The sequence below is a fragment of the Streptomyces sp. NPDC048057 genome (genome assembly GCF_040653095.1).
In the GTDB taxonomy this organism is placed as follows: Bacteria; Actinomycetota; Actinomycetes; order Streptomycetales; family Streptomycetaceae; genus Streptomyces.
The window spans coordinates 152,828-176,512 of the sequence record NZ_JBEZNF010000021.1 but is presented as its reverse complement, the minus strand read 5'-3'; the positions used below and the strand labels follow the sequence as shown (position 1 = coordinate 176,512).

The following is a 23,685-nucleotide window of genomic DNA, read 5'->3' as shown; positions in this document are numbered from 1 at the left end:
GAGCAGAGCGAACACCGACCCCGCCGGAATCGACAGGTCGATCCCGTCGAGAACCGTCTTGTCCCCGTACGACTTGCGCAAACCGACGGCGGAGATGGCGGCGGGTGCGTGCGCACCGCCGTTCAGACTGGGCGTGGGCATGACAGAAGAAGGCATGGAGCCCTCCGTTCGGAGGCCGAAGTGACAGTGGTGGTGGGGCGGTGCTGAAGACTGGTGGCGCTCAGGCGCTGCTGCGCGGGCGGGGCGCGCCCCGGGGCGCTCAGGCCCTGGCGCGCAGGATGTCGATGCTGCCGTACCGGGTCCGGGCGCGGACCTCGACGGTCTCCTCGGTCTTCTTCGGGCTGTCGGACACCGTGAGCGTGTTCCTGACCTGCCCGGAGTCCGAGGTGACGTCGAGCCAGGCGGCCGTGCCCTCGCGGACGCCGACCTCGATGGAGCCGTACGAGGTCTCCAACTGGACGGTGCCGCGGGCCACGTCGGCGACGCGCAGGGTGCCGTGTGCGGTGGTGGCGGCGACCGAACCCTCGGCGCGGGCGATGTCGATGTCGCCGTTGGCGCCGCGCACCCGCAGGTCACCGCCGACGGTGCCGACGATCGTGGTGCCGTGCGAGTTCTTCAGGACGCCGGTGCCGTCGATGCTGCCGACGCGCAGGCTGCCGGTGCTGGTGGAGACCTCGGCCGGGCCCTCGACGCGGTCCACGGTGATCGAGCCGTGCGACGCGGTCAGGTACAGCGGACCGGTGGTGTCGAGGCGGACGTCGCCGGACGAGGTCTTCACCCGGACCTCGCCGAGCCGGCCCTCGCCGAAGACCTGGGTCCAGGCGCCGGTCAGCTCGACGCGCGAGCCCTCGGGCAGGTCGACCGTCACGTCGACGGTGCCGGTGCGCCCGACCAGGTAGCGCTGCCTCGGCGTCCGGATCGTCAGGGTGCCGTTCGCGAAGGAGACCTCGGTCTGCTCGGCGGCCCGCACGTCCAGGTCCTTCTTCGGCTCGCGGGGCGCCACCGCGACGACGGTGTCCGGGCGGACGCCCGCGGCGAACCGGATGGAGCCGGACTCCACATGGGCGACGGTCGAGATCGGTTCGGGGGTGTCGAAAGAAGGCATGGCTGTCCCGTCCTCTTGGCTCTCTGGGGCGTCCCCGCTGGTGGGACGTGGTGTGGATGAAGTGGTGCGGGTACGGCGCGTGCGGCGTCAGCGCACCCAGCCGGTGATGCTCTGTCCGAAGCTCTGGGTCCTGCGGGGCGCACGCGGCTGGGGCTGTGCGGCGCCGCCGTCGACCGCGGCCGACACGGCCCGCACCAGCCACGCGTTGACCGACAGGCCCTCGCGGCTCGCGGCCTCCTCGGCGCGCGCCTTGAGGTGCGCCGGCAGCCGCAGGTTGATCCGGGCGGTGCCGCCCTCGTCGCCGTCGACCGGGGCCGCGGGCCTGAGCGGTTCGGCGGGTGCGGCGGTCGCTTCCGCCGAGCCGTCGTGGGGGCCGGGCGGCAGCGACACCACGAAGTCGGGGTCGAGTCCACGCAGCCGTACGTCGACCGAGCCGGGGGCGAGTTCGCGGGTGATCTCGTCCATGGCGGCGGAGAGCACGTTCAGCATGGTCAGTCGGGTCGCGGACTCCAGGGGAGCAGTGAGCCGCTCGGCCAGCTCGCGGGCTTCGCCCCCACCGGCTTCGGCGGCCACCGCGAGTTCGCGGCGGAGGTTGTCGACATACGGGGTGAGGTCCATGACGTCATCATGGCATCACTTGTGGTGCCACTGCAAGCCCTGTTTGGCTCCACTCGGTGAAATGCCAGGTCAGAGGCGATATTTTCGGGGGCGCCAAGGGTGCTCATGCCGGGTTGCGAGGGTGTGGTGCTGCCACATGGCATCGCTTGGTGCCATGTGGCAGCACCGATGTGCCGTGATGATGTTGGACGGCACCCAGCGGTGCCAGGTGCGTCAGTCGTCCAGCACCGTCAGATCGACCCCGGCCAGCCGGTCCGGCCCGCTGAGCGCGTCGATCTCCATGACCTTCCCGTCCGCGATCGTGAAGGCCAGCACCGAGAACGGCGTCCCGTTCCGGTCGTACGACACGAAGCCCGCCGCCCCGTTGACGAGCGCCGGTCGCGTCGACCCCGCCAGTCGGCTGTACGTGATGGCGCTGCCGGCCACCGCGTCGGCGCCCCGCACCACCTCGCCCGGCCGCAGCGCGCCCCAGTCCGTGCGCACCACCACGTCCGGGTCCAGGATCGCCAGCAGCCCGGCGAAGTCCCCGCCGCGCGCCGCCGTGAGGAAGGCGTCCACGACCGCCCGCTGTCGCGCCAGGTCGGCATCGGGCGCCGGGGTGCCCTGCACCCGGCGCCGCGCCCGGCTGGCGAGCTGACGGGTCGCCGCCGGTGTGCGCCCCACGATCGGCGCGATCTCGTCGAACGGCACCGCGAACAGGTCGTGCAGCACGAAGGCCAGCCGCTCGGCCGGCGCCAGCGTCTCCAGGACCACCAGCAGCGCCAGCCCGACCGAGTCCGCCAGCACCGCCTCCTGCTCGGGGCCCCGCGGCTCCGCACGGCTGACCACCGGGTCCGGGAGGCGGACGCCGAGCGGCTCCTCGGCCCGCTGGTTGCGCGAGCGGAGCATGTTCAGACAGACCCGGCCCACGATCGTGGTCAGCCAGCCGCCCAGGTTCTCCACGTCGTCCGCGCCGTGCCGACCGACCCGGAGCCACGCCTCCTGGACGGCGTCGTCGGCCTCGCTGGTCGAGCCGAGCATCCGGTAGGCGACCGCGTGCAGGTGCCCGCGGTGCGCCTCGAAGCGGTCGGCCAGGAAGTCCTTCTCGTCCATCGGTCGCACTCCTCCTCGTGTCGTGTCAGTGAGGTGACCCGTCGAGCGCGATCGATGTGACACCCGGTGCAGATCCTGCACGTACGGGCGGACGGCGCGGCACCCTAACCCCTCCGATCCGGTTCCGGGACCCGGAGGGGGCCGATCGGGTGGTGTTCATCGGAAGAACCGCTTAGCAGCTGCGTCGGTCCCCCGCAACACGAGATGCGTACACATCATGAGAAAGGTATGTAGATCGCCCAACCCGAAAGTGCGTCACCCAACACCCGAAAGCGAGGGGTCATGGCCGCCCTGAAGGTCAGAAACCTGTGGACCGCGTTCCTCACCGCGCTGGTCGCACTGTTCGCGTCGCTGGGGCTCACCAGCGCCGCCGCCGCGAACGGCGCCGAGTCGGCCGCCGTTCCCACCCCGGACGAGCCCGCCCGCCCGGCGCAGGACACGGCGTCCGCCGCCGGTGACGCCGCACCCAGCGGCACAGGGGGCGCAGGGGACACAGCCGTCCACGCCGAACGGAGCGGAGCCGTCGGCGGCTCACCGCGCCGCGAGAGGGAGCGCGAACGCGAACGCGAGCGCGCGCAGCAGGCCGAGCGCGACCGTGCCGTACGGTCCCTGTTGCCGCTGCTGCTGCCCGCCCAGCACTCGCCCTGGCACGCCGAGGCGCGCGAGCGGTCCCTGCCGCCCACGATCAAGCAGCGCATCCGCGCCGAGGCGCACGGCTCGTCCCCGTCCGTCCGCAAGCTGTCCGTGTACGACACCGGCGGCGAGCCGGTGGCCCCGGAGGCGACGGCGGTCGCGGACCGGTCCCTGCACGCGGGCGAAGCGGTCACCACCGACCGGACGGCGGTCCCCGCGGCCCGGTCCTCCTTCACCACTGCGGCGTGAAGCGCCGGGAGCCGCGTGCACAGCAGCTTCCCGGCGCCCCTGAAGACGTACGTCGTACGGCGCGTCCCGCACCCCTAGCCGTCGTCCGCAGTCGCAGTCGCAGTCGCAGCCGCAGCCGCAGCCGCAGTCACAGCTTCAGCCACGGCCGCAGCCACAGTCAGCGGCCCGGACCACCCTCGTCGCGGTCAGCGGCGTCCGCATCGGCCTGCTTGGCCCGCACCTCGGGATCCAGCGCCTCCGGACTCCCGTCGACGGACGACAGCGGATCGCGTCCCGGCACCTCCGTCGCCGCGGGCGGTTCCACCAGCCAGTCGGGATTGGCCTGCCGGTCCCACCACTTCCACGCGGCGAAGGCTCCGACAGCCACCACGCCCACGACCGCGAGACCCTTGACGAGGCGGCCGGCCTTCACCCGCCGCTCGTGCTTGCGCACCAGCTTCTGAATCTCCTTGGCCGTCACCCCGCCGCGCAGCGCGGCGAGAGCGGCGCTTGACCTCACCGCGGCTTCCTCCCGTACGGGCTGGGCCGCGGACACCACGTGCTCGATGCGCGGCTTGCCGTAGTCCACCGCCTGACGAGCGGCCTTCCGGGCCTGCCCGGCCGCCTTGTGCGCGGCCTCGTCCACCTTGGGCGGCACGTGCGGCGCCACATGGGCGTCGTATTGGACCCGGGCCTGCGCGGCTGCCTGCTGAGCGGCCTTCGAGACCTTCGGTGCGATCCGCACGCGGGCTTCGTGTGCGTAGTGAGCGGCCTGGTCCCGGGCCGTACCGGCGTATGGCGCCACCACGTCCGCGGCGTGCAGCACGCTGCCCTTGGCCGTTTCGGTCGCGGCGCGCACGCTCTCCATGCGGGTCACGGAAACCTCCTCCTCGGTGGCGTTCTCCTGGGTCCGACCGCACGATCCGGCCGACCCTGGTTCGGTGCATTTCGCCTTTCCGCCTGCGGGGAAATCATGCCTCCCGGCGCTTGCCTCGGCATGCGGTGCGGGCATCCGGGTCATACGTCCCACTGTCGGACGGTTCGTCCGCGTACGTCCACGGCCGGTTTTGTCCCCCGGCCCTGCTTCCGTGCGAGGATCGGGGGCGTTCCGAGACGACTGATGACCTACCGGAAGGCAGGACCGTGGCTGAGCAGCTTTACGCCACCCTGAAGACCAACCAAGGCGACATCGAGATCCGGCTGCTGCCGAACCACGCGCCGAAGACGGTCAAGAACTTCGTCGAACTCGCCCAGGGCGAGCGCCAGTGGACCAACCCGGAGACGGGTCAGCCGTCCACGGACCGGCTGTACGACGGCACGGTCTTCCACCGGGTGATCAGCGGCTTCATGATCCAGGGCGGCGACCCGCTGGGCAACGGCACCGGTGGCCCGGGCTACAAGTTCGGCGACGAGTTCCACCCGGAGCTCTCCTTCAACAAGCCGTACCTGCTGGCCATGGCGAACGCCGGCCCGGGCACCAACGGCTCCCAGTTCTTCATCACCGTGTCGCCCACCACCTGGCTGACCGGCAAGCACACCATCTTCGGCGAGGTCACCAACGACGCCAGCAAGAAGGTCGTGGACGTGATCGCGGGCGCCCAGACCAACCCGCGCACCGACCGTCCGGTGCAGGACGTGGTGATCGAGTCCGTGGTGATCGAGACCCGCGAGGGCTGATCCCCCCGCTGGCGTCCCCCGCCGGCACCACCACCGCCGGCCCGCCGGCCGGCCCCATCGCCGCGGTTGCCTGCGACCGCGGGCGGTACGGGAACAAATGCGCCCCGCCCATCCGTCTGGTGGATGGGCGGGGCGGTGTGTTCTGCCCCGGGTGCCGGGGCAGACGGTGCGAAGACGGGTGCGAAGACGGGTGCGCGGAGGGAGCCGGACGCGCGGAGGGAGCCGGACGCGCGGGTCCGGGCAGCAGCGTGGGAAGCAGCGGGAAGCAGAGACCCAGGATGTCGAGGGAATTCATGGACCAGGCGCCAGACAGTCCGCGCGAGTCACCGGGCGCGCACGGCCTGCCCAGCTGCTACCGCCACCCCGGCCGCGAGACGGGCATAAGCTGCACGCGCTGCGAGCGGCCGATCTGCCCCGAGTGCATGATCAGCGCCTCCGTGGGCTTCCAGTGCCCCGAGTGCGTGCGCACCGGCTCCGGCACGGGACACGGCCCCGCGGCCAATCAGCCGCGCACGATCGCCGGCGGCACCGTCGTCGACGACTTCCTGGTCACGAAGGTCCTGATCGGGATCAACCTCGCCGTCTTCGTCGCGGTCCTGGCCCTCGGCGACAGATTCGTCGACGAGCTGTCCCTGATCGGCTACGCGTACAACCCCCAGCTCGGGGAGGTCGTCGGCCTCGCCGACGGCGAGTGGTACCGCCTGGTGACCTCGATGTTCCTGCACCAGGAGCTCTCCCACATCGCGTTCAACATGCTGGCGCTGTGGTTCCTGGGACGGATGGTGGAGCCGGCGCTCGGCCGCGGGCGCTTCCTCGCCCTCTATCTGCTCTCGGGGCTCGGCGGCGACGTCTTCGTCTATCTGCTGAACGCCCCGAACCAAGCCACGATCGGCGCCTCGGGGGCCATTTTCGGACTCGTCGGCGCCTTCGCCGTGCTGCTGCGGCGGATGAAGCTCGACATGGGCCCGGTCGTCCTGATCATCCTCTTCAGCGTGGTGCTGACCTTCGTGCGACCGGGGGAGATCTCCTGGCAGGCGCACCTCGGCGGGCTGCTGACGGGCGGGCTGCTCGCCCTGGGGATGGTGTACGCGCCGCGGGAGCGCCGGACGCTGGTGCAGGTGGCGGTCGTGGCGGCGGTGACGATCGCGATCGTGGCGGCGCTGGTCGCCCGCACCGCGTACCTCACCTGAGGACCGTCCCGTAGCACGTCCGAGCACGTCGAGGGCCTGTGGACCTGGTGATCCGCAGGCCCTTCCCCATGGTTGTCCACAGCGAGTGGCGGATCCTGTGCACGTCGTGGGGAAAGAGTGCGCCCCTCGTCCCCGACACCGGTCGAACAGCTGTCGACCCAGTGGGGACAAGGGGCGTGGACGGACTTCGCGCAGGTCACCAGAGTGGCGCAGCGCCAGTCATCCAGTCACACCAGCGTCAACATCCTGAAGGTTATCCACAGATCGTCTGACCTTTTCCCCACTGTGGACAACCTTGTGGACAAAGCTGTGGACGATCACTTCCACTGGGTGGAGACGCCGAAGCCGGCGGCGATGAAGCCGAAGCCCACGACGATGTTCCAGTTGCTGAGGCTCTCGATCGGCAGGTCCCCGTCAGTCACGTAGAAGAGGACGATCCAGACCAGCCCGATCAAGAACAGGGCCAGCATGACCGGAGCCACCCAGCTGCGGTTCGTCAGCTTGATGCTCGTCGCCTGCTTGGTGTTCGGCGGGGTGTAGTCGGCCTTCTTGCGGATCCGTGACTTCGGCACGAGGGACTCTCCTGTCGATGCGCTGCGTGACCGCGCAGGGAACTTGGCTGGCTGGCGCCGAGGGCCGGAGCGACGGGGACCACTACCACCCTCGGGGCGTCCGTTAGCGTAGTGCTTCCGCGGCGCCTGGTGAGATAAGGGTACGCTGAGCAATTCTGCCAAGGCAGGGGGTGGGGAGCGCGATGACGGCCGGCCGCCGCATCACGGGCAGGGCGCTGACCGCCTCGGTCTTCGCCCTCGCCGGCGTGATCTTCGTGACGAGCTTCAACACGGCGAAGGGCACCGACCTCCGTACGGATGACTCCCTGCTGAAGCTCTCCGACCTGATCCAGCAGCGCAGCGACCGCAACGGCGAGCTGGACGAGTCCACCGGGAAGCTCCGGGACGACGTCGACGCCCTCGCCCGGCGCGACGACGGGTACACCCACGCGGAGAACGAGAAGTTCGACGCCCTCCAGAAGGCGTCCGGCACCGAGCGGGTCGGCGGCGACGCCCTGACCGTCACCCTCAACGACGCCCCGCCCGACGCCCGGGCCGCGCCCGGCTACCCCGAGCCGCAGGCCAACGACCTGGTGATCCACCAGCAGGACCTCCAGGCCGTGGTGAACGCGCTGTGGGCCGGCGGCGCCCGCGGCATCCAGGTCATGGACCAACGGCTGATCTCCACCAGCGCGGTGCGCTGCGTGGGCAACACCCTGATCCTCCAGGGCCGCGTCTACTCGCCGCCGTACAAGATCACCGCCGTGGGGGACCAGAAGCGGCTGCGCGCCGCCCTGGACCGTTCGACCGCGATCCAGAACTACCAGCTGTACGTCCAGGCGTACGGCCTGGGCTGGAAAGTGGACCAGCGCAAGGCAGTGACTCTTCCGGGGTACTCGGGCACAGTGGATCTCCATTACGCGAAGCCCGTTCCGTAGCGGGGCGCGCAGCCGGTGCGGCGGCGGTGCCCACGTCGTCAGGGGGCCCGGTGTCGGTGCGTCTGGTCGTCCGCAGCTTCAGCGAGCTGTGCATCACCGTCGGCACGGTCGTCGTGCTGTTCGTGGTGTACGTCCTGTACTGGACCGGGGTGAAGGCCGCGGACGCCGCGGACGGACAGCTCGACCGGCTCCAGGAGCAGTGGTCGCAAGGGGCGCTCCGGCCGCCAGCGGCCCCGCCGGCGGCCGGAGCGCCCGACGCGGCCCCGGCGCCGAAGGATCCGCCGCCCGCCGCCGCGTACCGCCCCGGCAAGCCCTTCGCCGTCATGTACGTCCCCCGGTTCGGCGCGGACTGGGACTGGCCGGTGCTCGAAGGCACCGCGGTCGGCACCCTCAAGAAGGGCCTCGGTCACTACGCCGGCACCGCCGCGCTCGGCGCGGTCGGCAACTTCTCCGTCGCCGGCCACCGCCGCACCTACGGTGATCCCTTCAAGGACTTCCCGCGGCTGCGGCCCGGTGACCCGGTCGTGGTCACGGACGGCACGACCTGGTTCACGTACCGCATCGCCAGAAAGCCCTTCAAGACGGTCCCGACCGACGTCGGAGTGGTCGATCCCGTTCCGAAGAAGTCACCTTTCGAACAACCCGGGCGCTATCTGACCCTGACGACGTGTGATCCGGAGTGGGGCAGCAGCCACCGGCTGATCGCGTGGGCCCGGCTGGACGCCACGCAGCCTGTGACGCAGGGCAAACCGGAAGCTCTGCGCAGCTGACCCGGCGGACCCCGCCGCCCCGTAGTCTGGAGCGGTACCGAGAAACGGAAAGGGACGGCAATGTACGGCTGGATCTGGCGGCATCTGCCGGGCAACGCATGGGTGCGTGCGCTCATCTCGCTCGTCCTGGTCCTCGGAATCGTCTACCTGCTGTTCCAGTACGTCTTTCCGTGGGCGGAGCCGCTGCTTCCGTTCAACGACGTGACGGTCGACGGGGCGGGCGGCGGCACCGACACCGGGTCCGGTGCTGGTGTCGGCGCCGGCACCGACTCCGGCGCCGACCCCGAGGAAGGGATCCGATGAGCGAGCCGAGCGCCCGCATCCTGGTCGTCGACAACTACGACAGCTTCGTCTTCAACCTGGTCCAGTACCTGTACCAGCTCGGGGCGGAGTGCGAGGTCGTGCGGAACGACGAGGTCGCGCTCTCCCACGCACAGGACGGCTTCCACGGCGTCCTGCTCTCCCCCGGCCCCGGCACCCCCGAGGAGGCCGGCTCTTGCGTGGACATGGTCCGCCACTGCGCCGCCACGGGCGTGCCCGTCTTCGGCGTGTGCCTGGGGATGCAGTCGATGGCGGTGGCGTACGGCGGCGTGGTCGACCGCGCCCCCGAGCTGCTGCACGGCAAGACGTCGCCGGTCGTCCACGAGGGCAAGGGCGTCTTCGCCGGGCTGCCCTCGCCCTTCACCGCCACCCGCTACCACTCGCTGGCCGCGGAACCCGCCGACCTGCCGGACGTCCTGGAGGTCACCGCGCGCACCGCGGACGGCACCATCATGGGGCTGCGCCACCGCGAGCTGGCCGTGGAGGGCGTGCAGTTCCACCCCGAGTCCGTCCTCACCGAGCACGGTCACCTGATGCTGGCCAACTGGCTGGCGCAGTGCGGTGACACCGGTGCGGTCGAGCGTTCGGCGGGCCTGGCGCCGGTGGTGGGCAAGGCCGTGGCGTGACCGGGCGGGAGCCCGCGTCCGACGGCGGTGCGGGTGCGGGGGCGTCTCCCTGGTTCAGGGAGCAGACTCCGCGCCCGACGGCCCGCCGCCGCCGCGGACCTGATGACCAGGGCCCGCCGCCGGGCCCCGGGCCCGTACCGCCGTACGACTCCGGCCGCACGCAGGACGCGTACGGCACGCCCCCGCGGGCGGGCCGCCACGCCCGGCAGCCCGCCGCGCCGGAGCCCGTCCTCGACGGCGTGCCGACGCAGCCGACCCCGCCCGCGGCCGGCGCGGAAACCCACGTCCTGCCCGTCTTCGACGGCGAGAGACCCGGCGGCGGTGGAGACGACACCCACCTCCTGCCGGTCTTCGACGGCAGCGACGAGGTGGCCGCGGCCGGGACCGCTGCCGGGCCGGTGGGCCCGGGGCGGGCCGAGCGGCGCAGGGCGGCGGCAGCCGCTGCCGCGTCCGAAGCCGGCGCGGCGGCCGGCGTCGCAGACGGCGCCGACGGGGCGGTGCCCCCGCCCGGTCCCGGCCGGGCCGCGCGCCGCAAGGCCGCAGCCGCCGCGGCCAAGGGACGGGGCGGACGACGGAAGCCCCCGCCGGCCGCCGGTGCCACGGCCGCCGAGGCCCCCGACCGCCCCCTGACCCGCGTCGAGGCCCGGCGCGCCGCCCGCGCGGCCAAGGACAGCCCGGCCGTGATCGCCAGCCGCGCCATGGGCGAACTCTTCATCACCTGCGGCGTGCTGATGCTGCTCTTCGTGACGTACCAGCTGTGGTGGACCAACGTCCGCGCCGGCATGGAGGTCAGCAAGGAGAAGGACCGCATAGCGCAGAGCTTCAAGGACGAGGAGCGGGCCGCGGGCGCCTTCAAACCGGGCGAGGGCTTCGCCATCATGTACATCCCCAAGCTGGACGTCGTCGTGCCGGTGGCCGAGACCATAGACAAGGAGAAGGTCCTCGACCGGGGGATGGTCGGGCACTACGCCGAGGGCAAGTTGAAGACGGCGATGCCCTCCGACACCACGGGCAACTTCGCCGTCGCGGGTCACCGCAACACCCACGGTGAACCGTTCCGCTACATCAACCGCCTCAAGCCCGGCGACCCGATCGTGGTCGAGACCCGCGACGCGTACTACACGTACGAGATGGCGAGCATCCTGCCGCAGACGGCACCGTCCAACATCTCCGTGCTCGACCCGGTGCCCCGCGGCTCCGGGTTCGACGGACCCGGTCGCTACCTCACCATGACCACCTGCACCCCGGAGTTCACGAGTACCTATCGGATGATCGTGTGGGGCAAGATGGTGGAGGAAAGGCCGCGCAGCAAGGGCAAACCCGACGCGCTCGTGGGCTGAGACGACGAGCGGGACGGACCGGTGATCCAACGCCGGAGGACCGGACCACTTCGAGACGGGAACGGTGCAGTGACACGTGCGCGCAGCCGGATCGCCGGCGCCATCAGCGTCTTCGGCGAACTGCTGATCACGGCAGGCGTGGTGCTCGGGCTCTTCGTCGTCTACTCCCTGTGGTGGACCAACGTCCTCGCCGACCGCGAGGCCGCCCGCCAGGGCAACGAGGTGCGGGACGGCTGGAAGGACCGCGCCGTGCCGCCCGGCATCGACACCAAGGACGGCATCGGCTTCCTCCACGTGCCCGCCATGAAGGGCGACGAGGTGCTGGTGAAGCGGGGCACCGACCCCGAGGAGCTGAACGACGGCATCGCCGGCTACTACACCAAGCCGGTCAAGTCGGCGCTGCCCTGGGACGCCAAGGGGAACTTCTCCCTCGCGGCGCACCGCGACGGCCACGGCGCCAAGTTCCACAACATCCACAAGATCAAGACGGGTGACCCGATCGTCTTCGAGACCCGGGACACCTGGTACGTCTACAAGGTCTACAAGACGCTGCCGAAGACGTCGAAGTACAACGTCGACGTGCTCGACGCGGTGCCGAAGGAGTCCGGGAAGAAGCAGCCGGGCCGCTTCATCACATTGACGACCTGCACGCCGATCCTCACCTCCGACTACCGCTACATCGTCTGGGGCGAGTTGGTGCGCGAGGTGAAGGTCGACAAGGACCGCACCAAGCCGGCCGAGCTGCGCTGAGTCCGCGGAGCCCGAACGCGAAGGGGCCCCGGCACCCTCGAAGGGTGCCGGGGCCTCCTGCGTCACGGACGCCCGGCGGTGCGCTGCGGATCAGTCGCTGTCCCGCCCGTTTCCGTTGTCCCCGCCGATTCCGCCCTGCGTACGGACGTTGATCCGGTCGCCCTGCTTGGCCTGCGCGCCCAGCTTCGGGTTCTGGTCGACGATGATCGCGTTGTCGTCCTTCGGGCCGTCGATGTCACCGAGTTCGAGCCCCTGCTGCGCCAGGGCGGCCCTGGCCTGCCCCACCGTCTGCATGAACAGCATCGGCACCTGGACCGGCTGCTGCGTCTGCTGCGGGCCCTTGGAGACCTTCAGCTTCACGGTCGAGTTCGCCGCCGCCTTGCCGCCGTTCGGGGTCTGCTCCACGACCTGGTTCGCCGGCTGCTCCGAGTCCACCATCTCCGTGGACACCTGGAAGCCCGCGGCCGTGAGCTGCTGTTGCGCGAGGGCGAGCTGGCGGCCGACCACGGGCGGCACGTCCATCTGCGCCTGGCGCGCCACCGTGATGGTCACCGTGGAGTTCTGCTCGGCCTCGGTGTTGCCGTCCGGCTTCTGGGAGATGACCTTCCCGGACTCGACCTCGGACGACTCCTCCGTCTTCACCTCGACCTTGAAGCCCTTGCGGGTCAGCGCTTCCTTGGCGTTCTGCTCGGACTTCTCCGTGACGTCCGGGACCTCGACCTTCGGCGCGCCCTCGGAGACGACGACCTGGATCGTGTCGTCCTTCTTCATCTTTCCGGAGTCGGGCGTCTGCGAGCAGATCTGCCCCTTGGGCTGGTCACAGCGCTCCGTACCGGACTGCGCGACCTTCACCCCGGCGTTGGTCGCCGAGCCCTGCGCCTGCTCCATGGTCTGGCCGACCAGGGTGGGCACGGTCACCTCGTCCTGGGTGCTGTCCTTGCCGTCGAAGAAGGACTTGCCGATCAGGATCGCGCCCACGAGCACCAGCACCGCGGCGACCACGAGCAGGATCGTCGAGGTGTTCGACTTCTTCTGCTGGCGGCGCCGGTCGGGCCGGTCGTCGTAGCCGTAGCCGCCGTCGTCCGGGTTCATCGGCGGCAGCATGGAGGTCTGGGCCGCTGCCGGGTCGGCCTGCCGCAGCGCCGTCGTCTGCTGGTCCTGCGAGCCGTACCCGCCGCCGTAGCCGGCCGCGCCGAGCGCCGCCGTGGCCGCCACCGGCTGCCCGTCCAGGCAGGCATCGATGTCCGCGCGCATCTCGTCGGCGGACTGGTAGCGGTAGTCGGGGTCCTTGACCAGGGCCCGCAGGACGATGGCGTCCATCTCGGGCGTGATCTCGGGGTCGAAGTTGGAGGGCGGCTGCGGCTCCTCCCGTACGTGCTGGTACGCCACGGCCACCGGCGAGTCGCCGATGAACGGCGGGCGCACGGTGAGCAGTTCGTACAGCAGACAGCCGGTGGAGTACAGGTCGGAGCGGGCGTCGACCTGCTCGCCCTTGGCCTGCTCGGGGGAGAGGTACTGCGCGGTGCCGATGACGGCGGCGGTCTGGGTCATCGTCATGCCCGCGTCGCCCATGGCGCGCGCGATGCCGAAGTCCATCACCTTGACCTGACCGGTGCGCGTCAGCATGACGTTCGCCGGTTTGATGTCGCGGTGGACGATGCCGTTGCGGTGCGAGTACTCCAGCGCCTGGAGGATGCCGGTGGTCATCTCCAGGGTGCGCTCGGGCAGCAGTCTGCGCCCGGAGTGCAGCAGTTCCCTGAGCGTGGAGCCGTCGACGTACTCCATCACGATGTACGGGATCGAGACCCCGTCGACGTAGTCCTCACCGGTGTCGTACACCGCGACGATCGCCGGATGGTTGAGTGAGGCGGCCGACTGGGCCTCCCGGCGGAACCGGGCCTGGAAGGACGGATCACGGGCGAGATCGGCCCGCAGCGTCTTCACGGCGACGGTGCGACCGAGCCGGTTGTCGTGGGCGAGGTAGACCTCCGCCATGCCACCGCGGCCGATCACCGAGCCCAGTTCGTACCGGCCGCCGAGGCGACGCGGCTCTTCCATAACTGTTCCAGCCCTCTCCGTCACTCCCCGCCGCACCCGTGTCTGGTCGGCGGTGTGCTGCTCGCGCCTACGCTACCGGGCCCCCACCACCCGATCGGCCCGCGACGGCCACCTGATATCCGACCGGTATACCGCCGTGCAGGTTCCCCGGGCGGAGGTGACCTGCGTCACGCGCCGCGGGTCCGGGGGGTCGGCAGCTCATCGCTTGCTGTCCACGACCGCCTTCATCACGGCCTTGGCGATCGGTGCGGCGAGGCCGCCGCCCGAGATGTTCTCGCGCTCGGCACCGCTGTCCTCGACGACCACGGCGACCGCGACGGGGGAACCGTCGCCCGTCTTGGCGTACGAGATGAACCACGCGTACGGGTTCTTGGCGTTGTTCTCACCGTGCTGGGCGGTACCGGTCTTGCCGCCGACCTTGACGCCGCCGCCGAGCGCCGCCTTCTTGCCGCCGCCGTTCTCGACGACGTTCTCCATCATCTGCTGGAGCAGCTGGGCGTTCTCGCCGGAGAGCGGACGGCTCATCTCCTGCGGCTTGGTCTTGGAGATCACGTCGAGATTGGGCGCCACGAGCTGGTCGACCATGTACGGCTTCATCAGCTTGCCGTCGTTGGCGATCGCGGCGGCCACCATCGCCATCTGGAGCGGGGTCGTCGCGGTGTCGAACTGGCCGATGGACGACAGGGCGTTGCCCGGCCGGTCCATGGTCTCGTTGTAGCGGGACTTCGCCGCGCGCACGGGGACGTCCAACTCGGCCTCGTTGAAGCCGAACTTCTCCGCCGTCTCCAGCATCTTGTCCCGGCTGACGTCGTCGCCGAGCTTGGCGAAGACGGAGTTGCAGGAGACCTGGAGCGCGTACTTCAGCGTCGCGTTCTCGCAGCCGCCCGACATGTTCTTCATCGGCGTGCGGGTGTTCGGCAGGATGTACGGCTCGGGGGTGTCGGTCTCGTCGTTGATGTCCTTGACCTTGCCGTGCTCCAGCGCGGCAGCCGCGGTGACCACCTTGAAGGTGGAGCCGGGCGGGTAGACCTCGCGCAGCGCCCGGTTCAGCATGGGCTTGTCCTTGTTGTCCTTGGCGGACAGCGTGGCCCACGCCTTCTCGTCCTCCTTCGCACTGCCGGCGAAGGAGCCGGGGTCGTACGAAGGGGTGGAGGCGAGCGCGAGGATCCTGCCGGTCTTGGGATCCATCGCGGCGACCGCGCCCTTCTTGGAGCCCAGGCCCTCGAAGGCGGCCTTCTGGGCGGCGCCGCTCAGGGTCGTGACGACGTTGCCGCCCTTCTTCTCGTCGCCGGTGAACATCGACATCGTGCGGTCGAAGAAGAGCTGGTCCGAGTTGCCGCTGAGGATCCCGTCCTCCAGCTTCTCGATCTGGTTGGCGCCGAACACCTGGGAGGCGTACCCGGTCACCGGGGACCACATGGGGCCGTTGACGTAGGTGCGCTTGTACGCGAAGTCGTTGTGGTCCGTCTTCACCGAGCCGGTGATCGGCTTGCCGTCCACGATGATGTTGCCGCGCTCGTGGGCGTAACGGTCGATCAGCACGCGGCGGTTGCGGTCGTTGGCGTTCAGCTCGTCCGCGTCCACGTACTGGAGCCAGTTGGCGCGCACCAGCAGGGCGAGCACGAGCAAGCCGCAGAAGATCGCGATCCGGCGCAGTGGCTTGTTCACGGGCGGACCACCTGGGTCATCTCGGCGTCGGGGGACGGGGCGGGCGCGGGGGCCGGGCGGCGCGCGGTGTCGCTGATGCGGATCAGGATGGCGATCAGGGCCCAGTTGGCGATCACGGACGAGCCGCCGGCCGCGACGAACGGCATCGTCATGCCGGTCAGCGGGATCAGGCCCATCACACCGCCGGCGACCACGAAGACCTGGATGGCGAAGGCGCCGGAGAGGCCGATCGCGAGCAGCTTGCCGAAGGGGTCGCGGGCGGCCAGCGCGGTGCGCACGCCGCGCTCCACGATCAGCCCGTAGAGCATCAGGAAGGCCATCATGCCGGCGAGGCCCAACTCCTCGCCGAAGCTGGAGAGGATGAAGTCGGAGTTGGCCGCGAACATGATCAGGTCCGAGTTGCCCTGGCCCCAGCCGGTGCCCAGGGTGCCGCCGGCGCCGAAGGACATCAGGGACTGGCCGACCTGGTCGCTCTGCGCCCAGACGGTGTCGGAGAAGGGGTTGAGCCAGGCGTCGACGCGCTGCTGGACGTGGGTGGCGAAGGTGGCGACGCCGACCGCGCCCGCCGCGGACATCAGCAGGCCGAAGACGATCCAGCTGGTCCGCTCCGTGGCCACGTACAGCATGATCACGAACATGCCGAAGAACAGCAGCGAGGTGCCGAGGTCGGTCTCGAAGACCAGGATCAGGATCGACATCGCCCAGACCACCAGGATCGGGCCGAGGTCACGGCCGCGCGGCAGGTAGAGGCCGAGGAAGCGCCGGCTGGCCAGCGCCAGGGCGTCCCGCTTCACCATCAGGTAGCCGGAGAAGAAGACCGCGATGATGATCTTCGCGAACTCGCCGGGCTGGATGTTGATCGGGCCGAGGCTGACCCAGATCCGGGCGCCGTTGCGGGCGGGGAAGAACATCGGCAGCACCAGCAGCACCAGCGCCACCGCCATGGAGATGTAGGTGTAGCGCTGGAGGATGCGGTGGTCCTTCAGCAGCAGCAGGACGCCGACGAAGAGCGCGATGCCGATCGCCGAGTACATCATCTGCTTCGGTGCGTCGGGCGAGAACGAGCCCCAGGCGGCCTCGGCGCGGGCGATCAGGCGCGGCGACTGGTCGAGGCGCCAGATCATCACCAGCCCGAGGCCGTTCAGCAGCACCGCGAGCGGGAGCAGCAGGGGGTCCGCGTACTTGGCGAACTTCCGCACCACCAGGTGGGCGACGGCGGCGAGCAGCGTGATCCCGAGTCCGTAGCCGAAGACGCCGGCGGGCAGCTTGCCGTCGAGGGCGAGTCCCACGTTGACGTACGCGAACACCGCGATGGCGACCGCGAGGCCGAGCAGCATCAACTCGGTGTTGCGGCGGCTGGGTGCGTCGATGGCGCCGATCGTGGTGGTGTTGGTGACAACGCTCATGGTCGAGAAGGCCCCCTACGGCTGGACTACTGCTTTCCGCAGTTCGAGGCGAGCTTCTGCTCCTCTTCCGAAAGCGTGGGGCCCGGGGAGGGAGAAGGCGTGGACGGCTTGTCGTTCTTGTCGTTCTTGCCGGCGGCGTTCTCGTCGGCCTTCGCGCGGTCCTGGGCGGCGATGAGCTCGGCTGCCGCGCGGCGCTCCTCGACCTTCTTGCACGCCGTGGCCTGCGCGGACAGCTCGGTGATCTTCGCGCGCGCCCGGTCCAGGCTGTCCTGGGTGATCGTGCCCTCGACCTGCTTGCGCTGGTAGGGCGGTAGGTACTTGAGTTCGATCTCGGGGTGGTCCTTCTCCACCTTCGAGAGCGAGACCCACGCCAGGTCCTGGCTGATGCCCCGGTAGAGCGCGACGTGGCCGTCGTTGGTGCCGACGTAGTACTGCGTCTGCGTCCAGCGGTAACCGCCGTAGAGGCCGGCGCCGACCACGGCCAGCGCGAGCACGGTGAAGATCGAGCCCTTCAGCCAGGCGCGACCGGCGGAGCGGGGCTTGACGAAGGCGTCGTCGCCGTCGGTGGCGTCCGCGTACGCGTGGTAGCCGGCATCCGGGGCCGGGCCGTCGTAGCCGCCGCCGTCCCCGCTGCCGGGCGGGCCGAAGCCGCCCTGCTGGGGGGCCGGGCGGCCGAGGCCGGAGGCGCGGCCGGCGGGCGTCTGCATGGCCCCGCCGTCGTTCAGGGGGTACTGGTGTTCGGCGACGGCGCCGACCACGACCGGGGTGTCGCTGACCTGCCCGGCCAGCCCGTCGGTGGACTCGGCGTCGAGCACGTCGGCGACGATGCAGGTGATGTTGTCCGGACCGCCGCCGCGCAGCGCGAGCTGGATCAGGTTCTGGACGGTGTCCTGCGGGCCCTGGTAGCTGGCGAGGGTCTCCTCCATCGTCTGGTGGGAGACGACGCCGGACAGGCCGTCGGAGCAGACCAGGTAGCGGTCGCCGGCGCGGACCTCGCGGATGGAGAGGTCCGGCTCCACGTGGTCGCCGCTGCCGAGCGCACGCATCAGCAGCGAGCGCTGCGGATGGGTGGTGGCCTCCTCCTCGGTGATCCGGCCCTCGTCGACCAGCCGCTGCACCCAGGTGTGGTCCTGGGTGATCTGGGTGAGCACCCCGTCCCGCAGCAGATAGGCGCGGGAGTCGCCGACGTGGACGAGTCCGAGTCGCTGGCCGGTCCACAGCAGGGCGGTGAGCGTGGTGCCCATGCCTTCGAGCTGGGGGTCCTCCTCGACCATCAGCCGCAGCTGTTCGTTGGCGCGCTGGACGGCCGTGCCGAGGGAGGTGAGGATGTCGGAGCCGGGGACGTCGTCGTCGAGCGTGACGAGGGCGGAGATGACCTCGGACGAGGCGACCTCGCCCGCGGCCTGGCCCCCCATGCCGTCGGCGATCGCGAGCAGCCGGGGGCCGGCGTAGCCGGAGTCCTCGTTGCCCTCGCGGATCATGCCCTTGTGCGATCCGGCGGCGAACCGCAGGGACAGACTCATGTGCACCTGCCCCGGTTGGTGTGCGTCGGGGTACACCCGGTCTCGTGGAGCCACACTGCCCACCCTCCGGTCGGGAGCCCCCACCGGTCCGCTGTCGGGACCGCTACGGCTCGCTCGCTCCGCTCGCGCGCTGTCATTAGTCCTACTACTTCCGCAGCTCGATGACGGTCTTGCCGATGCGGATCGGCGCGCCCAGCGGAATCGGGGTCGGGGTGGTGAGTCGGGTCCGGTCGAGATACGTGCCGTTGGTGGACCCGAGGTCCTCGACGATCCACTGGCCGTCACGGTCCGGGTAGATCCTGGCATGCCGGCTGGACGCGTAGTCGTCGTCCAGCACGATCGTGGAGTCGTGCGCGCGGCCCAGCGTGATCGTCTGGCCCTGGAGCGCCACCGTGGTGCCGGTGAGGGTCCCCTCCGAGACGATCAGCTTGGTGGGCGCTCCGCGGCGCTGGCGGCCGTTCGACTGCTGCCGCTGCTGTTGTTGGCGCTGCGGCGGCGGCGTGGCCGCCTGCTGGCGCGGCTGCGGACGCGTGTCGCCGCCGCGGCGCGAACCGCGTTGCGTGACGCGCGTCCCGAACAGGTCGCTGCGGATGACCTGGACGGCCACGATGACGAACAGCCACAGAACGGCCAGGAAACCCAACCGCATGACCGTCAGGGTCAGCTCTGACATTGCCCCCGCTTCACCCTTCGGCTTGCCGGTAAACGATGGTGGTGCTGCCCACGACGATCCGCGAGCCGTCGCGGAGCGTAGCGCGGGTGGTGTGCTGCCCGTCCACCACGATGCCGTTCGTGGACCCGAGATCCTGGATCGTCGAGGGCGTTCCGGTCCGGATCTCGCAGTGCCGGCGGGACACGCCGGGGTCGTCGATCCGCACGTCCGCGTCGGTGCTGCGGCCGAGCACGAGGGTCGGGCGGGAGATCTGGTGGCGGGTGCCGTTGATCTCGATCCAGCGGCGCAGCTGGGCGCCGGGCAGCGGTCCGGGACTGGCGCCCGGTCGCTGGGTGCCGCCGACGGCGGCGAGGCCGGGGCGGGTGCCCGGCGGCGGTGAGGAAGGCATGGGAGGTGCGCCGGGGGGCGGGCCGCCGGCGGCGCCGCGGGACGGCTGGCCGTAGCCGCCCGGGCCGCCGGACTCACCGGGGCCGCTCGGTCCACCGGGACCGGTGGGACCGGCGGGCGCCTGCGACGTGCTCGACGCGAGGGTGCGGCTGCGCACCCGGTACAGCCCGGTGTCGAGGTCGTCCGCCTTCTCCAGGTGGACCTTGATCGGGCCCATGAAGGTGTAGCGCTGCTGCTTGGCGTAGTCCCGCACCAGCCCCGCGAGCTCGTCGCCGAGCTGCCCCGAGTAGGGGCTCAGGCGCTCGAAGTCGGGCGCGCTCAGCTCCACGATGAAGTCGTTGGGGACGACGGTCCGGTCGCGGTTCCAGATCGTCGCGTTGTTGTCGCACTCGCGCTGGAGAGCGCCGGCGATCTCGACGGGCTGGACCTCGGACTTGAACACCTTGGCGAAGGTGCCGTTGACCAGACCTTCGAGACGCTGCTCGAAACGCTTCAGTACTCCCATCGGGCACCTCCTCCGTGGCTGCCGTCCTGATACTGCTTACTGATCGTATCCACGCGTCGGGAAATCGGCTGGTTCCCCTTGTCTTCCCCGTCGATGAGTGTCACCTCTCACACGGATCGTAGAGGCGGCCTCGTGCCAGTGTCCCGCACCCCGGGGGGACCGGTGCGGAACGGGGACGAACGCCGTCCACGAGGACGCCCGCGGGCCCGTGGCCACCTGTCCGGGCGCCTGCCCGGAACCGTCCGTCCGATACGTGCCCGGAGGCCGGGTCCTCGTATCCGCTTCCGCTTCCTGGTCCGCTTCCGGGCGGGGTCGGGTCCGGCCCGTCGCGCCGCGTCCCCGCGGTCCGTCGGCCCGGCGCTCCCGGTGCCCGCGCCCGTGCGGTGCCGCCCCGTCCCGCTCGTCAAGCGATGTGAATCCACCCTGTGCAGCGTGCTAATCTTCTCGATGTCGCCAGGCAAACGCACCAGAAGGTGGGAGAGCCCAGCGGCAGCACCCAATGCGCGGGTGGCGGAATAGGCAGACGCGCTGGATTCAGGTTCCAGTGCCCGAAAGGGCGTGGGGGTTCAACTCCCCCCTCGCGCACCATGCGAAACGGGCGGATCGCTTTGAGCGATCCGCCCGTTTCGTTGTGTCCGCACTGGTCAGCGCCCGCCCCGTGCACGCTTCGGCAACGGCCGGATGACCGACGCGGGTGGGAAGTGTGACGAGTGTCTCAAGCTTCGGACGGGCCTCGTCGGTGTGCGCCGGGCCCCGGTGGTCCGTCTCCGGAAGGGGTGGCGGGCCGGGACAGCCGGCTGACCGCGAGTTCCGCCAGCAGCTCGGCGCCGTCGGCGAGCACCGATTCGTCGAAGGCGGCTTCCGGGGAGTGGTTGTACGGCGCCGTGGCGGGGTCGCGGTCCGCGGGACAGGCGCCGAGCAGCAGGTACGCGGAGGGCACCCGCTCGGCCACGTACGAGAAGTCCTCCGAGTTGGACAGGGGGCGGGGCAGCTCCACGAAGCGGCCGGCGCCGAGCAGTTCGCGGACCACCGAGGCCGCGAAGGCGACCTCCGCGGGGTCGTTCACCGTCGCGGGGTAGCCGTCCTCCCACTGGACGTCGGCCTTCAGGCCGTGGGCCTCCGTCACGCCCGCGAGGGTGCGCAGGGCCTCGTCGCGCAGCTTTCCCCGGGCGGCCGGGGTGAAGGTGCGGGCGGTCGCCTCGTACGCCGCGGTCGCCGGGATGACGTTGGCGACCTCGCCGGCGTGGATGGTGCCGACGGTGACGACCACCGGGTCGAAGACGTCGAACCGCCGGGTCACCAGGGACTGGAGGGCGAGCACGGTCTCGCACATCACGGGGACGGGGTCGAGGGCGCCGTGCGGGAGCGAGCCGTGGCCGCCGCGGCCGTGCACCGTCACCTTGATCGTGTCGGCGGACGCCATCAGCGCTCCGGGGCGGGAGGCGACCGCCCCCAACGGCAGCGCGGCGGAGGCCACGTGCAGCGCGTAGGCGGCCACGGGCGGGGCGCCCGCCGCCGTGAGCACCCCCTCTTCGATCATCAGCCGTGCCCCGGCGCCCTCCTCCTCGCCGGGCTGGAACATCAGCACCACCGAGCCGTGCACCTCGTCCCGCCGGCGCAACAGCTCGTGCGCCGCGCCCACCAGCATCGCGGTGTGCAGGTCGTGGCCGCAGGCGTGCATGCGCCCCGGGGAGACGGGCAGCGCGTCCATGTCGGCGCGCAGCAGGACGCTGGGCCCGGGGTGTGCGCCCTGAAGGACCGCGGTGACCGAGCTGAGCCGGCGCCCGGTGGTGATCCGCAGGTCGAGCCCCGACAGCGCTTCGAGGACCAGCCGCTGCGTACGCGGCAGGTGCAGGCCCGTCTCCGGCACCCGGTGCAGGGCGCGCCGCAGCCGGACCAGCCGGTCCTGCGCGGCGCGCCTCCCGCCGGCCGCCCCGTCCGGTCCGGCCGGTCCGTCGTGCGGCGCGTCCTCAGTCATCGTCCGTCCCCAGGAACCGCTCCACGGCCTCGACGACCTCCTTCGGCTTCTCCTCCTGGGGGAAGTCCCCGCAGTCCGCGAGCACGACCAGCCGGGAGTCCAGGAGCAGGGACTCGAAGCGTCGCCCGGTGGACGGCGGGACGAGCCGGTCGTCCGCACCGAACAGCAGCAGCGTCGGCACCGCGAGCCCGCGGATCGGCTCCACGAGCGCGTCGAAGTGCTCCCCGTAGCTCAGCCGCAGGTCCAGGCCCACCCGGGCCATCTGGGCGCCCTGGCGGCGCAGTTGGCGGTGGTAGCGCTCGACCACGCCGGGCTCGGGGCGGTGGTCGGGGCCGTGGGCGGCGAGCCAGCGCTTGCGGAAGTGGCCCTTGGGCAGCAGCCGGGCCACCAGCGGGCCGAACCTGCGGTGCGCCAGGAGCCGGTACAGCGTCAGGTTCGTCTCGGCCTCGCCCAGCACCCCGGCCGCCATCACCACCAGCTTCTCGACCCGCTCGGGGCGCAGCGCCGCGAACCAGGCGGCGAGCGAGCCGCCCATCTGGCTGCCGACCAGGACGGCCCGGTCGACGCCCAGTTCGTCGAGGAGCTGCGCCACGAGCCGCACCCACCGGTCGGCGTCCCACCGGCCGCCCGGGGGCGCGGGCGTGTCGCCGCTGCCGGGGAGGTCCACCAGGACCACCCGGTAGCGGTCGGCGAAGGCGGGGTGGACGTGGCGCCAGGTGAAGGCCGAGGTCATGAAGCCGTGCAGGAAGACCAGCGGCGGTCCGTCGGCGCGGCCCTCCTCGTACACCCGGACCCGTGCTTCGGGGAGGTCGAGCAGGCGGCCGGTGCGGGGCAGATCCGGTGCCGGGGTCATCGGTCGGTCCGGAAGAACTCGGTGACGACCTTGTTGAACGGCAGCGGGGCCTCCACCGGCGGCACGTGCGCGGCCGGCAGCATCTCCAGGCTCGCGCCGGGGATCGCCGCGGCCAGCGCCTCGGTCACCGGCGGCGGGAACAGCATGTCCTCCGCGCCGCCGACCACCAGGGTGGGGCAGCGCACCGCCCCGAGCGCGGCCAGCAGGTCGTGCTCGCGGGCCTGTCCGTAGATGCTGCTCAGGGCCGCGGTCGTGTACTGGTCGAACATGGCGCGCCGCAGATGGGCCTCCATCCGGGTCATCCGCTCCCAGCCGGCGGCCGAGAAGAGGAAGCTCTTCAGCACCTCCCAGAAGTTCGGCAGGTCGTCGCGGTCGAGGAAGCCGTTGAGCATGTTCAGGAAGATGCCGGTGGAGTTGCCCGGGCGTCCGAAGGTGGCGACCAGGGCGAGGCGGTCGACCCGTTCGGGGTGGCGCAGGGCGAAGTGCTGGGCGACGAGGCCGCCGTGGGAGAGCCCCGCCACGGACGCCCGGGCTAGGCCCAGGGCGTCCAGCAGCCGGGCCAGGTCGTCGGCGTGCTCCGCGTTGGCGGGGAAGCCGCCGTCCGCGGTGGGCGAGTCGCCGAAGCCCCGCATGTCGTAGGTGATCACGGTGAACTGCTGCGACAGTTCGGGCACCTGCCGGATCCAGGTGCCGCCCAGGGTGGACAGCAGGACGAGCGGCGGGCCGTCCCCCTGGACGCGGTACGTGATGCTGCCGCCGCCGATGTTGGCGGTCCGTCGGGATTCTCGCGTCATG

22 protein-coding genes, 1 tRNA gene and 2 pseudogenes are annotated in these 23,685 nt (G+C 71.1%); 10 read left to right on the top strand and 15 right to left on the bottom strand.

The features are described 5' to 3' along the window. The 4 genes and pseudogenes from AB0E05_RS24795 to AB0E05_RS24780 form a co-directional block, all read right to left on the bottom strand. Positions 1-141 (bottom strand): annotated as a pseudogene (locus AB0E05_RS24795) (ABC transporter); the annotation flags it as partial. 118 nt (positions 142-259) lie between these two features. After that, positions 260-1,105: a DUF4097 family beta strand repeat-containing protein gene (locus tag AB0E05_RS24790; protein ID WP_361967131.1), complete on the bottom strand. Its 846-nt coding sequence runs from the start codon at positions 1,103-1,105 to the stop codon at positions 260-262. 87 nt (positions 1,106-1,192) lie between these two features. Continuing rightward, positions 1,193-1,723, bottom strand: a complete 531-nt coding sequence (locus AB0E05_RS24785) for a toxin-antitoxin system HicB family antitoxin (RefSeq protein WP_361967129.1) — start codon at positions 1,721-1,723, stop codon at positions 1,193-1,195. A gap of 213 nt (positions 1,724-1,936) precedes the next feature. Beyond that, positions 1,937-2,815 (bottom strand): sigma-70 family RNA polymerase sigma factor, encoded by an 879-nt coding sequence (locus AB0E05_RS24780; RefSeq protein WP_361967127.1) that lies wholly within the window; start codon positions 2,813-2,815, stop codon positions 1,937-1,939. Between the two features lie 660 nt (positions 2,816-3,475). On the opposite strand from AB0E05_RS24780, the pseudogene AB0E05_RS24775 reads away from it, so the two are divergent. Further along, positions 3,476-3,697 (top strand): annotated as a pseudogene (locus AB0E05_RS24775) (DUF6344 domain-containing protein); the annotation flags it as partial. A gap of 157 nt (positions 3,698-3,854) precedes the next feature. Here AB0E05_RS24775 and AB0E05_RS24770 read toward each other — a convergent pair. Further along, the gene (locus AB0E05_RS24770) at positions 3,855-4,553 is read right to left on the bottom strand and encodes a DUF5324 family protein (RefSeq protein ID WP_361967125.1); all 699 of its coding nucleotides are present in this window, start codon (positions 4,551-4,553) and stop codon (positions 3,855-3,857) included. 266 nt (positions 4,554-4,819) lie between these two features. Between AB0E05_RS24770 and AB0E05_RS24765 the strand changes: the two genes are divergently transcribed. Further along, positions 4,820-5,353: a peptidylprolyl isomerase gene (locus tag AB0E05_RS24765; protein ID WP_361967123.1), complete on the top strand. Its 534-nt coding sequence runs from the start codon at positions 4,820-4,822 to the stop codon at positions 5,351-5,353. A 293-nt stretch (positions 5,354-5,646) separates the two neighbouring features. After that, positions 5,647-6,543 carry a rhomboid family intramembrane serine protease gene (locus AB0E05_RS24760; protein ID WP_361967121.1) on the top strand — a complete coding sequence of 299 codons (897 nt, stop codon included), beginning with the start codon at positions 5,647-5,649 and terminating at the stop codon, positions 6,541-6,543. A gap of 317 nt (positions 6,544-6,860) precedes the next feature. On the opposite strand, the gene crgA is transcribed toward AB0E05_RS24760, so the two are convergent. After that, positions 6,861-7,115, bottom strand: a complete 255-nt coding sequence (gene crgA, locus AB0E05_RS24755) for a cell division protein CrgA (protein ID WP_361967119.1) — start codon at positions 7,113-7,115, stop codon at positions 6,861-6,863. Between the two features lie 182 nt (positions 7,116-7,297). On the opposite strand from crgA, the gene AB0E05_RS24750 reads away from it, so the two are divergent. The 6 genes from AB0E05_RS24750 to AB0E05_RS24725 all read left to right on the top strand — a co-directional run bounded on the left by AB0E05_RS24750 (position 7,298) and on the right by AB0E05_RS24725 (position 11,839). Next, positions 7,298-8,032 carry a DUF881 domain-containing protein gene (locus tag AB0E05_RS24750; protein WP_361967117.1) on the top strand — a complete coding sequence of 245 codons (735 nt, stop codon included), beginning with the start codon at positions 7,298-7,300 and terminating at the stop codon, positions 8,030-8,032. Between the two features lie 50 nt (positions 8,033-8,082). Continuing rightward, the gene (locus AB0E05_RS24745; protein WP_361967115.1) at positions 8,083-8,802 is read left to right on the top strand and encodes a class E sortase; all 720 of its coding nucleotides are present in this window, start codon (positions 8,083-8,085) and stop codon (positions 8,800-8,802) included. Between the two features lie 60 nt (positions 8,803-8,862). After that, complete coding sequence (locus AB0E05_RS24740) at positions 8,863-9,105, top strand: hypothetical protein (protein WP_361967113.1); 243 nt, start codon at positions 8,863-8,865, stop codon at positions 9,103-9,105. Continuing rightward, the gene (locus AB0E05_RS24735; RefSeq protein ID WP_361967111.1) at positions 9,102-9,749 is read left to right on the top strand and encodes an aminodeoxychorismate/anthranilate synthase component II; all 648 of its coding nucleotides are present in this window, start codon (positions 9,102-9,104) and stop codon (positions 9,747-9,749) included. The genes AB0E05_RS24740 and AB0E05_RS24735 overlap by 4 nt, the downstream gene beginning before the upstream one ends. Continuing rightward, on the top strand, positions 9,746-11,089 hold the full coding sequence (locus AB0E05_RS24730; protein WP_361967109.1) for a class E sortase: 1,344 nt from the start codon (positions 9,746-9,748) through the stop codon (positions 11,087-11,089). Before AB0E05_RS24735 ends, AB0E05_RS24730 begins: the two co-directional genes overlap by 4 nt. A gap of 69 nt (positions 11,090-11,158) precedes the next feature. Continuing rightward, the gene (locus AB0E05_RS24725; protein ID WP_361967107.1) at positions 11,159-11,839 is read left to right on the top strand and encodes a class E sortase; all 681 of its coding nucleotides are present in this window, start codon (positions 11,159-11,161) and stop codon (positions 11,837-11,839) included. Positions 11,840-11,929: 90 nt separating this feature from the next. Here AB0E05_RS24725 and pknB read toward each other — a convergent pair whose 3' ends face one another. The 6 genes from pknB to AB0E05_RS24695 all read right to left on the bottom strand — a co-directional run bounded on the left by pknB (position 11,930) and on the right by AB0E05_RS24695 (position 20,059). Then, positions 11,930-13,897, bottom strand: a complete 1,968-nt coding sequence (gene pknB / locus AB0E05_RS24720) for a Stk1 family PASTA domain-containing Ser/Thr kinase (protein WP_361967105.1) — start codon at positions 13,895-13,897, stop codon at positions 11,930-11,932. A gap of 198 nt (positions 13,898-14,095) precedes the next feature. Further along, the gene (locus tag AB0E05_RS24715; RefSeq protein ID WP_361967103.1) at positions 14,096-15,565 is read right to left on the bottom strand and encodes a penicillin-binding transpeptidase domain-containing protein; all 1,470 of its coding nucleotides are present in this window, start codon (positions 15,563-15,565) and stop codon (positions 14,096-14,098) included. Next, entirely contained in the window at positions 15,562-16,971 is a 1,410-nt protein-coding gene (locus AB0E05_RS24710) for an FtsW/RodA/SpoVE family cell cycle protein (RefSeq protein WP_361967101.1), read from the bottom strand. Before AB0E05_RS24710 ends, AB0E05_RS24715 begins: the two co-directional genes overlap by 4 nt. Before the next feature lie 26 nt (positions 16,972-16,997). Next, positions 16,998-18,494 (bottom strand): PP2C family serine/threonine-protein phosphatase, encoded by a 1,497-nt coding sequence (locus AB0E05_RS24705; protein WP_361967099.1) that lies wholly within the window; start codon positions 18,492-18,494, stop codon positions 16,998-17,000. A 145-nt stretch (positions 18,495-18,639) separates the two neighbouring features. Continuing rightward, the gene (locus AB0E05_RS24700) at positions 18,640-19,167 is read right to left on the bottom strand and encodes an FHA domain-containing protein (protein ID WP_361967097.1); all 528 of its coding nucleotides are present in this window, start codon (positions 19,165-19,167) and stop codon (positions 18,640-18,642) included. A gap of 10 nt (positions 19,168-19,177) precedes the next feature. Further along, entirely contained in the window at positions 19,178-20,059 is an 882-nt protein-coding gene (locus AB0E05_RS24695; RefSeq protein WP_361967095.1) for a DUF3662 and FHA domain-containing protein, read from the bottom strand. A gap of 501 nt (positions 20,060-20,560) precedes the next feature. On the opposite strand from AB0E05_RS24695, the gene AB0E05_RS24690 reads away from it, so the two are divergent. Beyond that, positions 20,561-20,647 (top strand) — tRNA-Leu (locus tag AB0E05_RS24690). Positions 20,648-20,774: 127 nt separating this feature from the next. Here AB0E05_RS24690 and AB0E05_RS24685 read toward each other — a convergent pair. The 3 genes from AB0E05_RS24685 to AB0E05_RS24675 are packed head-to-tail and all read right to left on the bottom strand — an operon-like array spanning position 20,775 to position 23,684. Then, complete coding sequence (locus tag AB0E05_RS24685; RefSeq protein WP_361967093.1) at positions 20,775-22,037, bottom strand: M20 family metallopeptidase; 1,263 nt, start codon at positions 22,035-22,037, stop codon at positions 20,775-20,777. Then, a complete protein-coding gene (locus AB0E05_RS24680) occupies positions 22,030-22,890 on the bottom strand; it encodes an alpha/beta hydrolase (RefSeq protein WP_361967091.1) in 861 nt (286 codons plus the stop codon). Before AB0E05_RS24680 ends, AB0E05_RS24685 begins: the two co-directional genes overlap by 8 nt. After that, positions 22,887-23,684, bottom strand: coding sequence for an alpha/beta fold hydrolase (locus tag AB0E05_RS24675; RefSeq protein ID WP_361967089.1), 798 nt, complete (start codon positions 23,682-23,684; stop codon positions 22,887-22,889). The genes AB0E05_RS24680 and AB0E05_RS24675 overlap by 4 nt, the downstream gene beginning before the upstream one ends. Position 23,685: the final 1 nt, after the last annotated feature.

Coding starts and splice junctions, on each gene's coding strand:
- AB0E05_RS24790 (WP_361967131.1), bottom strand. CDS start 1,105: ATGCCTTCTTTCGACACCCCCGAACCGATCTCGACCGTCGCCCATGTG.
- AB0E05_RS24785 (WP_361967129.1), bottom strand. CDS start 1,723: ATGGACCTCACCCCGTATGTCGACAACCTCCGCCGCGAACTCGCGGTG.
- AB0E05_RS24780 (WP_361967127.1), bottom strand. CDS start 2,815: ATGGACGAGAAGGACTTCCTGGCCGACCGCTTCGAGGCGCACCGCGGG.
- AB0E05_RS24760 (WP_361967121.1), top strand. CDS start 5,647: ATGGACCAGGCGCCAGACAGTCCGCGCGAGTCACCGGGCGCGCACGGC.
- AB0E05_RS24750 (WP_361967117.1), top strand. CDS start 7,298: ATGACGGCCGGCCGCCGCATCACGGGCAGGGCGCTGACCGCCTCGGTC.
- AB0E05_RS24740 (WP_361967113.1), top strand. CDS start 8,863: ATGTACGGCTGGATCTGGCGGCATCTGCCGGGCAACGCATGGGTGCGT.
- AB0E05_RS24735 (WP_361967111.1), top strand. CDS start 9,102: ATGAGCGAGCCGAGCGCCCGCATCCTGGTCGTCGACAACTACGACAGC.
- pknB (WP_361967105.1), bottom strand. CDS start 13,897: ATGGAAGAGCCGCGTCGCCTCGGCGGCCGGTACGAACTGGGCTCGGTG.
- AB0E05_RS24710 (WP_361967101.1), bottom strand. CDS start 16,971: ATGAGCGTTGTCACCAACACCACCACGATCGGCGCCATCGACGCACCC.
- AB0E05_RS24705 (WP_361967099.1), bottom strand. CDS start 18,494: ATGAGTCTGTCCCTGCGGTTCGCCGCCGGATCGCACAAGGGCATGATC.
- AB0E05_RS24700 (WP_361967097.1), bottom strand. CDS start 19,167: ATGTCAGAGCTGACCCTGACGGTCATGCGGTTGGGTTTCCTGGCCGTT.
- AB0E05_RS24695 (WP_361967095.1), bottom strand. CDS start 20,059: ATGGGAGTACTGAAGCGTTTCGAGCAGCGTCTCGAAGGTCTGGTCAAC.
- AB0E05_RS24685 (WP_361967093.1), bottom strand. CDS start 22,037: ATGACTGAGGACGCGCCGCACGACGGACCGGCCGGACCGGACGGGGCG.
- AB0E05_RS24680 (WP_361967091.1), bottom strand. CDS start 22,890: ATGACCCCGGCACCGGATCTGCCCCGCACCGGCCGCCTGCTCGACCTC.
- AB0E05_RS24675 (WP_361967089.1), bottom strand. CDS start 23,684: ATGACGCGAGAATCCCGACGGACCGCCAACATCGGCGGCGGCAGCATC.